At 44.8% G+C, this 8,793-nt stretch carries 5 protein-coding genes; 1 reads left to right on the top strand and 4 read right to left on the bottom strand.

The genetic code is table 11. The features are described 5' to 3' along the window. Nucleotides 1–1,723 (top strand): T9SS type A sorting domain-containing protein (locus Q1V93_RS05620; RefSeq protein ID WP_300662606.1); only part of this gene is annotated, 1,723 nt, incomplete at its 5' end. Between the two features lie 85 nt (nt 1,724–1,808). Here the strand turns inward: Q1V93_RS05620 and Q1V93_RS05615 are convergent. From Q1V93_RS05615 to Q1V93_RS05600, 4 genes are read right to left on the bottom strand one after another with little or no spacing between them, the layout of a single operon-like run. Beyond that, a complete protein-coding gene (locus Q1V93_RS05615) occupies nt 1,809–3,281 on the bottom strand; it encodes a tryptophan 7-halogenase (protein ID WP_300662603.1) in 1,473 nt (490 codons plus the stop codon). A gap of 5 nt (nt 3,282–3,286) precedes the next feature. Then, the gene (locus tag Q1V93_RS05610) at nt 3,287–4,666 is read right to left on the bottom strand and encodes a radical SAM protein (protein WP_300662600.1); all 1,380 of its coding nucleotides are present in this window, start codon (nt 4,664–4,666) and stop codon (nt 3,287–3,289) included. A 28-nt stretch (nt 4,667–4,694) separates the two neighbouring features. Then, nucleotides 4,695–6,938 carry a hypothetical protein gene (locus Q1V93_RS05605; protein ID WP_300662597.1) on the bottom strand — a complete coding sequence of 748 codons (2,244 nt, stop codon included), beginning with the start codon at nt 6,936–6,938 and terminating at the stop codon, nt 4,695–4,697. A 39-nt stretch (nt 6,939–6,977) separates the two neighbouring features. Further along, nucleotides 6,978–8,447 carry a ferritin-like protein gene (locus tag Q1V93_RS05600; protein ID WP_300662594.1) on the bottom strand — a complete coding sequence of 490 codons (1,470 nt, stop codon included), beginning with the start codon at nt 8,445–8,447 and terminating at the stop codon, nt 6,978–6,980. Between the last annotated feature and the right edge of the window lie 346 nt (nt 8,448–8,793).

The following is an 8,793-nucleotide window of genomic DNA, read 5'->3' as shown; positions in this document are numbered from 1 at the left end:
TTTAACAGGACCACCACCATCTGCATGTACACCATCGGTTGCAATCAATGCTTCAACAACGACTATTTGTTCGGGAGAAAGCGTTGTCTTTAGTGCAACACCAACGCATGGAGGAACTTCACCTTCTTATCAATGGAAAGTGAATGGCGGAAATGTCGGAACAAACAGTTCTTCTTATACATCGACTACGCTTACAAACGGAAGTGTTGTGACGTGTGTCATGGTAAGTAATGCCGCTTGTGCTTCTCCGACAAGTGTTACAAGTAACACGATTACGATGACGGTTTCGGCTTCTGTTATACCTACGTTTACTCAAATTCCTGCAATCTGTTCGGGAGGATCATTCACCTTGCCAACAACTTCCAATAACGGAATCAACGGTACGTGGAGTCCGGCGGTTAATAATACTGCGACAACAGCGTATACGTTTACACCGAATTCAGGTCAGGGGCAATGCGTTTTGACAGCCAGCATGACGGTAACAGTGAACAACAGTACAACACCGACCTTTAACCAGATTTCGGCAATTTGTTCCGGGGGATCATTCACATTACCAACGACTTCTACGAACGGAATTACCGGTACCTGGAGTCCGGCAGTGAATAATACTACAACAACGACCTATACGTTCACACCGAATGCAGGACAATGTGCTTCTGCAACAACGATGACAGTGACGGTGAACAGCGCATCCACAACTCCGGCATTTAACCCGATTCCTGCAATCTGTTCGGGAGGATCATTCACATTACCAACGACTTCTACGAATGGAATTACCGGTTCGTGGAGTCCGGCGATCAATAACACAGCAACAACGACCTATACGTTCACACCGAATGCAGGACAATGTGCTTCTGCAACAACGATGACCGTAACAGTGAACACAACTTCCGTAACACCGGTCTTTACCCAAATTCCTGCAATTTGTTCGGGAGGATCATTTACTTTGCCGACAACTTCCACGAATGGAATTACCGGTTCGTGGAGTCCGGCGATCAATAATACTGCAACAACGACATATACGTTTACACCGAATGCCGGACAGTGTGCAGTAACAACAACGATGACTGTAACGGTGAACAACAGTGTAACGCCGACATTCAACCAAATTGCAGCGATCTGTTCAGGAACCGCATTGACACTCCCAACGGTTTCTACGAACGGAATCAATGGTTCGTGGAGCCCGGCGGTGAATAATACCGCGACAACAACGTATACATTCACTCCGACTTCCGGACAGTGTGTTGAAACTACAACGATGACTGTGGTTGTGAACTCTGTGAATGCAGGAACAACTGTTCAGGGGAATACCATTACGGCATCTGCAACAGGAGCAACGTATCATTGGATCAATTGTGTGGATAACCAACCGATCAACGGGGCAACAAATGCATCATTCACACCAACTCAAAATGGTTCTTATGCAGTGGTTGTTACTCAAAACGGATGTTCTGCAACGTCAAATTGTGTGATCATCTCTACCGTTGGTTTGGAAGCATTGACACAAAACGGATGGAATGTTTATCCGAATCCTGCGAATGACCAATTGTTCATTGAAGTGAGTGAAGCGGTAGAAATTACAATTATAGACATGACTGGAAAAGCGATTCAGCACGAAGCGTTGAAATCTGGAAATAACACCATTCAAGTAAGTTCACTAACCCCTGGAGTTTACTTCATCAAATCAGCATCCGGAGCGAATGTGAAATTTGTGAAGAACTAGCATGAACCTCCTATGACTACGAAAAAGCCCCTGACATTTTTGTCGGGGGCTTTTTGTTTTGTGGTACGAGGAAATACGCAGCAGTTTAATTGACGACAATCAGCTGGTTTTGCCACAAATGAAAAATGATTTTCTTCCCTTTTTCCAACGAAAACTTCCGGTTTACCAATTCAATTGCCATTTCGATTGTTTGCCCGGTGATTTCCTGTAAAAGCAGGGGCAGATTCAATTGTTCGAGGTATCCGACAGGTCGTTCCAGCCCGGGATGACAAACTGCCTGAATGACTTCAACAACATCGTTATTCACTGCGAATACTTCTTTGAAAGTAATGAGCGGGGAAGGGCTGATCCTGCCGGATCGGATTTGATTCAAAACCAGATCTACAGGAATTGAAACGGGCGCTTTATGAGAAGGAAAGGACGGAGGTGAATTGAATCCTTGCTGTAATTTTCGTAAGAATTGAGAAGAATCCGGAGGAACGGAAAGTTGAATGACTGATTTGTTTTTCCAAAACAGCGCATTTTCCTTATACGGCCATGCAGTTTGATAAAACGAAGCTGTCCAGTGAGCGTGATTGCTGACGGAGTCGATGAGTTTTTCTTCGTAAAATGCCTTTGCATGTGACGAGCCCGGATCTTTTAAGAATGTGTTTACCGCAATGGCAGCTTGCAATGAAAAGCGCATTGCCTTTTCAACACCGTTCGATGACAAAGGATCCAGCGTAAATGCGGCTTCTCCCAATTTGATCAATTGTCCGTTCCAGGGATTTTGATGTACAAAGGAGGTAACAGAGCACGTTTCTGTCACGGAATCTTTCAACTGACCGGCAACCGAGCTGAAAAAACGGGTGCTTTTGGCTAATTCGAACAATGATTGATCTTTGTATTGTTGAATGGTCTTTCCGTCTGTAAAAGCCATAATCCGGTAACGGTTTCCCAGAACTTTTGCCCCCCAGAACCAGCCTTCACGAGTGGCTTCAACAAAGGTTTCTTCCGGCATCAGATCTGCATGGATGTGTGTCCAGGTTGCAACAGATGCAGGTGAAACGGACAAACGTTCTTTGGCCAGTGTTCCTTTTCGACCACGGGCATCCAGTAACACAATCGTTTGGATTGAAACGGTTTTCCCTTCTGAAAGAACTTCCAGTTTCCAACCTTCTTCCGTTTGGCAGAACTCATGAAGCTTTGCAGGTTGTAAGAGATGTAAACCTCTGTTTACGGCCAATTGAAGCAATTGCTGATCCAAAATACTCCTGTCGACCACGATGTTCTCAGGACGGTTTTTGAGCTGCTGAACGTTTTCTTTGTTTTCCCAAATAACGTTTGAAGGCAAATGATGGAGGTAGCTTTCGTGATGCAACACCTGTTCTGCATTCAGGTAAGCGAAAATATTCCGGACAGTCGGTGAAAGAGATTCCCCGATCTGCTGCCGGGGAAATGCTTCCGATTCGATCATCCCGACGGTATGGCCCATTTCCAATAAGCGCAAAGCGGCACATATTCCTGCAGGTCCGGCTCCCAGAATGCATACATGTAATTTTTCAGGAAAAAACGTCATGTCTTTCAATTAAACCAATCGGGTTTTAAACGAGACAAACGTTCATGAGCCTGGATGGAATAAGTCAACCAGGAACGGATATAATCGCAGGCCGGTCTGCCTTTTTCAATGACTTCATGATGACAACCACCGCTGCATAAATAACGTGCCCAACACTGAGAGCACGGATCTTGTTTGTGTACATGACGTGTTGAAAGCCAGTTGTTTTGCTTTTCCGGGTTAATTCCGGTGTTTAAGTCGCCCATATAACCGGTATCTTCATTCACAAAGCGGTGACAGGCGAATAATTCCTCATCGGCTGAAACTCCCATGTAACCGGCTCCGGCTCCGCAAGGATAAGGCCGGTGAGTTCCTTTTGAAATTTCTCTCATGGCATTCACCATGTTTAAGAAAGGATAACGTTTTCCCGCCAATACATTTTTTTCAAAATTCAATCCGCAGGCAATCATGTTTTCCAACATGACTGCCAAACTTTCCGGTGTCATTTCTCCTTGTCCGTTACTTGAACGAAGCAGCGGGGAGAAGCCCACGCTGTGGAATCCCATCCGGACAAATTCGTCCAATGCTTCTGCGAGATTGGTATTTTCCGGAGTCACGGTTACGCGCGCGGAAACCTGCATGTTTTTCTGAAGCGATAACAACGGTTGTATATTTTGCATCACGCGGTCAAAACTTCCTTTTCCACCTTTCATAGGTCGCTGAGCATCATGAGCTTCCTTTAAACCATCTAAACTGATTGTTACAGCGAATCCGTGTGTTTCAAAGAAAACAGCATCTTCTTCTGTGAGCAAGGTCCCGTTGGTTGTGATCGAATACCGGACTTTGATATTCTTTTCCTTCGCTTTTGTTTCAGCGTATGAAACGGCTTCCCGGATAGCTTTCCGGTTGATCAGTGGTTCTCCGCCTAAAAAGGTCAATTGCACTGTTCCGTCTTCCGGACAACCTTTCAGCAGCAGATCAATGGATTTGAAGGCTGTTTCGAGTGACATATTCTTCGATGGTCCTCCAAAATCTCCCTGATCGGCGTAACAATAGGTGCAGCCCATATTGCATTTTTGAGCAATGGCAAGCGACAAGGCATAAAGCGGCGGACTTTCCAAAGGCTGATCGTCGATATAAGTGGGAGCGTCCAGGCCAAGCAGAATCAATTCTTCCTGCAAAGCGGCTTCATTGTTTGTTTGGATGAGGTTCGAAATGCGCTCTTCGACTGCCTGACTGATGGAATACAGCTGACTTCCGTTTGGAAGAAACAACTGGGTGGTGTGGAGACTCTTGATGAGGTGCGCCACCCGTGAAACCGGTTTGGATTGCTGCATCACCACACCAGCCAGTATTCCCGCTATCTGATCCGTATTGTATTTTGTAGATTCTTTCGAAAGATTCATGCTGTTTTTCGTTAATGGATGTGAATTCTTAGCTCTCGAGTGCGTCGTTTCCTTTGATGATGAAACTGAGTTCTCCCTGCCAGTTTTCGAACAAATCGTCATAGGTTTGCATTCTGCTGTCGGACCAGTTGTCCGGAATGTATTTTCCGGTTCGTTTCTTCGCCATCCAGTTATCTCCGGTGCTTAATCCGTTTTCATCCGGAACTACGTTCACGTAATCAGGTCTGCTGGCAGCCCAGTAATAGCAGGAACATTCGCGGTAATCATTTTGCCAGGGAGCACACAAACTTTGGGTTAACTCTCCCGGTTTCAGGATTTCATCCGAAAAGGCGGCGCTGTTTCCATCGAAAAGCTCGTTGACCTTCAGTTTAACAGCGATGTATTTCTTTTTGTCTTTCAGTTCTTTCAGATCGACCAATACTTCCGTAGGAGACTTTTCTGCCGTGAAATGACAAAGAACTTCCTGTCCTTGTTTTTGGAGCACTTCCACCATCGAATTGGACCATTCCATGAATGAAACTCCGTTCGGATTGGCAGTAGTAATTAATGGCTGGCTGTCTCCGCCCGGGAAAACAGGTCCGCTTGTAGCTACCATCGTAGGTTTGCCGTCAATGGCAACCAAACGATGACCGATCAGTTTTTTGAATTCGGAGTTTTCAGCATCGACGACGTAATTGTTGCTTTCGAGTAGTACCAAGCCTTTGAAAGCTCTTCGCCACAAGTTTCTGAAATCGAATTCCAAACCCGGGAAACAATTGGAAATTGCAGAGCGTGCAACGGTCGAATAGGGGTTTCCTTCGGCACGATAATGCAATTGAGCTGTTTTGTTGGACGGAATCATCGGAGAACCGTACGATTCCGGCAAGTTGTTCGGGTTGGTTTTCTCAAATGCAAACTGAGCTGCCGCTTTGATGATTTTATTGATTTGTCGATAGGTAAAAGTCAGGGAGCGACCATCTGCACCGCGCATCAACGCCGGCATTTTACGCAATCCGCTATCTGAAAGATCTCCGATTTCGTAAGGTCTGCGTAATAAATCTGCAAACCAGGGAGCGGCACCTGCGCTTAATCCGTTGAATACGCGTTCGTGCAATACGCGCAAGGCATAATTATCGACTAACGACGTTGCCATGATCGGTTCATACAAACGACCGAAATCATTGGTGTTTTGCCGAACCATTGTACTTGCCGTGTTGAATTTCCCTTCGTAACTATTTCCGTTCATGATTGCAGTATTCATGATCCGGATTGTTTCAAAAGCTCTGCGGATAATGTCTTCCGCTTCTTCGATATCCACCGACCCGTCGATATCCGTTCCGAGGAAAATCTGTTCCAATTCGTCTGAAACTACGCGGATCGGAAGCGTGTCCGGAGCATATGCCGGAGGACCTGCGCTGATATGCGCTTTTGCTGTGAGTGTTTTTGTTTTCGACAATTTCAGGCTCACTTTCACATGTCCGTCACATTCGTCGTCAATGTATCCCCAGCTTACGCGTGTACCGTCTTCGAGGTTGTAACCCGCGAAAAGTTGTGCAGGATTGGTGTAATAGGGAAGAGAAGTTGCGGATTCTTTATAACCCAGCCATTTTCCTTCCTTTTTGTAGATGACTTTATCTTCCGAATTGATGACCGGATCTTTTTCCATGACTCCCGGAGACTTTTCTCTTTCCAGTCTTGTTCCGTAAACAAGTCCGCCACCCGGAGTGTAACGCAAACGAATCTCAGGAAATTCAGCAGTAGGCTGAATAAATTGGATTGATCCTAAAGGAAGTCTTTTTCCTTTCACGAAATTCCCGCATTCTCCTAATAAAGGCATTGCTTCATGCGTTTTGATTTCGGATAATTTTGCGATGATCTGGTCTTTTTCATCACTGGTTCTGCGGAACATTTTCATGTTCCCGACTTCTACATCCCAACGAATGTCCTGAAGGCTTAATCCGGCTTCTTTTAATAAAGCAAGAGTCAGAGGAACCAATTGATCCGGGCTTTTATCCGTCAATGCGAAAACTTCCAGGAAAGGCGCTACAGGAAGTACTTTCCCTGATTTGTCGTCAATGGATTTCGCTTTTTTGAAAACCACTTTTTTGGGTTTACTTGCTTTGATGATTCCCGTTTTGGGATCTACTTCAAAAGTCTTTGCCGGAACAATGGTTCTGAAATCCAGTGGTTTGTTTTTGGATAATTCCAGGTCATATGCCGCCAGTGGTTTATCTGATTCTCCCAAACGACCGATTGCGATAGGAGGTAATATGCGAAGTTCTATAATTTTCATGTTGCATGTTTTTAGTCAGTATCAATCGAATAGCTATGCTTATTGCAGGTTTTCGATGCTATGAAGTAATTGTTGATCCGTTTCGTGAAGCGCATTCAGGAACTGTAAATCTGCCTGATTCTTGTATTTCTTAAGATCTTCAATGATGTTGCCGGAGGCAATGATCAAATCTTTGTGTGTTTTCCAACGATTCAATTCTCCGATGGGAAGATCAAACGTGTAAGGAGCTGTAAACGGCGGTCCGGCCATAATCGAGCTTCCTTCTGCAATCGGTTTTTGCACAATGACCGTAGCCAGGCTGCGCAGGTTGTACATTTCCCCGAATGTGGAGTTGATGACCATTCCACGCGGCGTATAAGCTCCGGATTGATTCAGACCATTATCCAGCGCGAAGCTGTGATTTAAGAAATTCAGCAACAAGCGGTAACGAATGTCGAATAATTTGCACCAAAGAATCGTTTCAGGTTTGGTAATAGCGTCTGACTCTAGCTCCAATGCCGGTTCATTGGTTGAAGAACTGATATCGGCATCTGATTCGGAAGAAATATACGGGTTGGTTGCCACGTTCCGCGAAGGATCGAATGTGTTGTTTGTTTCTTTCAGGAACAGTTTGTATTCCTTGAAAATGAACAAAAAGCGCTCAAAGTGGGAAGGTGTTTTCGTATCGACATCTTCTCCTTCACCTTGTTCTGCAATTTCATTCAGTGCACCGTAGGCATCATCCCGGCACATCAAAGGTGCTACCAGCACGTCCGGACTTTTGCCGTAAACTCCTGCTCCCGCAGAACCACGTTGCCCGCCAACATATCCGCGTCCCCATTCATCGAATTTCGCTTGATAGGGATAGGTATTTGCCATGAATGTTTCGTCGGAAATCACATCCGGATCCTGAATCAATTGCAAGAGAATTTTGAAGAGTGCACCAACGGTATGCGGATCAGAAGTAGAAGCCTTCACCAAATCCGTTACTTCTTTGGCAAGTGGATCGTTCGAATCCAGCCAGCTTTGAGGAGCTTCCGCATAGACATACTTTGCAAGCGAATTCAACGAGAATTTTTCCAATGCAAAAGGAAAAGGGTAGAAGGGAATATCCCAGGGATAGCTTTCCCGACCGAAATTCAACGGTGCTCCAATGACTTTTAAGACGTTTTGTACGGAGATAAAATGCCCCATTTCTTCTTTGGCAATTCCGGTAATGATGTTTTTCCAGGTCGCTACTTTTTGCTGATACTTTTCCGGTAAATCCGGATTTCCGATACTGTAAGCGGCGTATAAATACTGTAACATCAAGCCGTGCTCGATTTCTGCGTCAACATGCAGCAACATGGTGATGTAGTCTTTCCCGTTGAATTCATCGGGAATAACAAATTTTTTATCAGCTACAGCTTCACCTTTCAAAGCTGATTTTCCTGATTTTAATAAACGGAGCTGGAGTACTTCAGCTTCCTTGTTTGCTTTTGCCCACTCGAGGATCGGAGCAATAAAGCGGTCTCTTCTTGTATAGTTCATAGTTTACCGGTTGGTTAAATGAATGATGTGTGACTGGTTATTTGATCGTGACAATTGAAGAAATGTCCTGCCGGATGTTTTGTTTGCGCAGGGAATTCCCGGGCGATGGCATAACAACGGGTTTCAGTGAATAGCATAGTAGTCCTGTTTTAGCGAATAATAGTATTGTTTTCAGGGCGAAAAGTATAAAAGATTCTAAACAAATACTACGGTATAAATACTTGTTTTTCAATGTGGTTTTCCGAAAAAGAATGACTTCAATGAAACAGCGTCTGATCCTGCATTTATAGAATATCCGCAGATACATGAACTTAAGGGCGGACAGACTTTCTTTTGGCTTTCTACA

The organism is Fluviicola sp. (assembly GCF_030151805.1).
Taxonomy (GTDB): Bacteria; Bacteroidota; Bacteroidia; order Flavobacteriales_D; family Crocinitomicaceae; genus Fluviicola.
The sequence above is the reverse complement of the archived record's forward strand: the minus strand, read 5'-3'. Positions and strand labels throughout refer to the sequence as shown.